This window comes from Mesobacillus boroniphilus JCM 21738, assembly GCF_000517385.1.
Lineage (GTDB): Bacteria > Bacillota > Bacilli > Bacillales > Cytobacillaceae > Mesobacillus > Mesobacillus boroniphilus.
In genome coordinates this window covers 1-2,804 of the sequence record NZ_BAUW01000177.1, presented here as the reverse complement: position 1 = coordinate 2,804, position 2,804 = coordinate 1, and the positions used below count along the sequence as shown (strand labels likewise).

The 2,804-nt window shown below is 35.9% G+C and carries 2 protein-coding genes and 1 pseudogene; all 3 read left to right on the top strand.

Annotated elements, in window-relative coordinates; all coding sequences use genetic code 11:
* Window positions 1-260 precede the first annotated feature (260 nt).
* A complete protein-coding gene (locus JCM21738_RS21430) occupies window positions 261-587 on the top strand; it encodes a hypothetical protein (protein ID WP_023613857.1) in 327 nt (108 codons plus the stop codon).
* A 238-nt stretch (window positions 588-825) separates the two neighbouring features.
* Window positions 826-1,542, top strand: a complete 717-nt coding sequence (locus JCM21738_RS21425; RefSeq protein ID WP_023613858.1) for an alpha/beta fold hydrolase — start codon at window positions 826-828, stop codon at window positions 1,540-1,542.
* 315 nt (window positions 1,543-1,857) lie between these two features.
* Window positions 1,858-2,294: pseudogene (locus JCM21738_RS23680) on the top strand (IS110 family transposase); the annotation flags it as partial.
* Window positions 2,295-2,804 lie beyond the last annotated feature (510 nt).

Below are 2,804 nucleotides of genomic sequence, written 5' to 3'. Positions count from 1 at the left end.
GGTTAGTTCAACAAGAATTTAGAGAACAGTTAGGAATGAAGGAGTACGAGTCAGTAGGAAGTTTGAAAATGATTGCAGATTAGGTGTGAGCAGGTGTAGATCCAGCAGTGAGAAGAACTGGCTTGGAGTTACCAGTTGGCAGCGGACTGAGTTTGATTAGTCAAATTAGACACCGAATAGGGGAAGTGGCTTCTTAAGATTTAAATTTGAAACTTCTGACGATTTTATTCGTAATAAATACTATAAAAGGGGGGGATACATTGAAGTTAAAATGGTATATATTTTTCGTTTTACTAGTCCTGGCTTTAGAATTAGGTTTGCTTTTTTGGGTATCACATTATTTTGAAACAAATCTTGTAGATACAATGTTTTTAGGGTCAGCTGGATTTACCATTATAGCATTTTTATTTAGTTCTAAAGGAGACGCATTGTCAAAGAATTCACAGGTAGCAGTTTTCCATATGTTCTTAGGAAATTACAAGCCTCAACATGAGAAAGCAACATTAACCATTAATCCCTTCTTAGTAGGATCTCTATTGTGCTTTATTGCATATTTTGTTCTTTATTATTTAGGAGTTATAAGTTAGAAATAATTAGTTTATAAAAAATATTGATACAAAAGTGTTTAGGCACATTCTTGCTTATTTTCGAACAGGGGGGAGCAGTTTAGCAAAAGAAGGTTCAGCGAAGGGGTGCGTTGATCCAAAAGGATTAACGGCCTTTTTTATTGATTTCCTTATTTAGCTAACATGCAGGTTAGTTGAAGAAGAAGTGAGATGTTATATTTTTACTAAAGAGAGGTTTCCAATCGAGAGGAATGAGCCAATGGATAAAGAAATGTTTATACAAATAAGTGATTGTAAACTATATGCTAAATTAGTGGGAAAGAATAAGGGAAAGCCAACAGTAATAATGGATGCAGGATATGGAGATTATTCCAAGGCCTGGAATTCAGTATTAAGGGAGATTTCAATGTTCTCTAGTGTACTAATTTATGATAGAGCTGGACTTGGGAAAAGTGAAAAAAGTAGTAACCCCAGAACCAGCCGTGAAATGGTAAAAGAATTAAAGGAACTACTTAGTGAAGCCCAAATCAAACCTCCCTACATATTAGTAGGTCATTCATTTGGTGGAGTTAATATGCGGATGTTTGCTACAGAATATCCAAATGAAGTTAGTGGATTAGTCCTGATTGACTCTACGCCTGAAGACTACAGAGAAAGATTTCTCCCCACGATGTCACAAAATTTTCAGCAAGCATATAACAAGCAATTCGTTTACGAAGGAAATTATGATGAATTTATGGAAAGCCTTAAGCAATTAAAAGAAACTAGACAAAAATTAAACGTACCATTAATTGTTCTTTCGGCAGGTAAGAAAGCACATTATTCTATGGAATCACAAGGGTTATGGAATGAAATGCAGAGAGAGATTCTTGAAATATCCTCAGATGGAGAATTAATAATCGCAGAAAATAGTGCTCACTATATACAAAATGACGAACCGGAAGTAGTAGTCTCTGCAATAAAAAAAATAGTTTAGAATAAATAGGTTTTGATTGTGAAGATTTATGCTTAAACTCAAGGGTGCATTGATTCACACAGGATTGACCCACTCTTTTTTGTTGAACTCCTTATTGAACGAAGCAGGTTAGCTTAAATAGACAAACATTATCAATGCCGCACTTCTAGAAGGAAGTGTGGCTTTTCTATAGAAATATACAGTTATCATATGTTTATAAAGGGGTAATTTTTAAGGTCTAATAAATTTAATATTTTCTATGGGGAACATCAATCACAATTTGGTGTATTACGTTTGCCTGATAGCTCAGGGTAGCTGATATGGTGAAGAAAGAACGTTAAGGATGAACTACCTAAAATTCCTTTCGCAAATAAGTTGCTTATGATTAAGGGAATTAGTGAAATTTCGTTAGCTGGTATATTAGGGGAAGCAGGAGATTTAAGTGGTTTTTCACACGGCAATTCTCTACTTCGCCATGCAGGACTGCATCTCGCTGAAGCTAGTTCAGGGAAGTGGAAAGGGCAAATTGTCATTTCCAGCGTGGAAGAGCAAGGCTGAGGCGATTCCTTTATTTAGCCACTATGAGCCTAGTGATGAACAACCCGGAATTCAAAGCCATTCACTCCAACAAGGTTAAAGTCAAAAAAATGAAAAAGATGAAATCTATTATGAAAATAGTTGGTAAGTTGGCCAGAATATTTGTAGGAATAGCACGTAAAAACGAATCGTATTGTGCCAAGAATGTTCAAGCATTTACGGAGTTGGCAGCGTAGGTAAATCAATCGTTCGTTCTCGAAGAGAACTCTTAAATCGAGTATTGGTTTATTCGCAGGATTTCAAATATGTACGGAGTACCAGGTTTCTTAAACAAAAGGGCACTGACCCATCAGGTTAGCAAAACTGGCCTCCACCACTTGGATAGGCATGACGAAGGAATGAGAGGGTAATTGACCCGTTGAGACATGGGAGGGAAATATGAACCTACTCCTCTATTCTATGTCTCCACGTAGCCATTTGTCCAGAATCTACTCCTTATAATTTAGAAATATATATCCATGGAGGATGAAATCCTGCGAATAAGCGAGCATTCGTGAGTAAACCGTATTTAACTGAGGGAGTTTAAGAAGAAATGTGGTAATGAATGTTATTTAAATTCCCTGAGGAGAGATATGATCAATTTACAAAAAGCATTAAAGATTATAGAAGCTAACCAAGAAGAAGCGGACTTTATAGGTGAAATAGATGAACAAATAATTATTGATGCAGAAAATACGTTAAAGGTT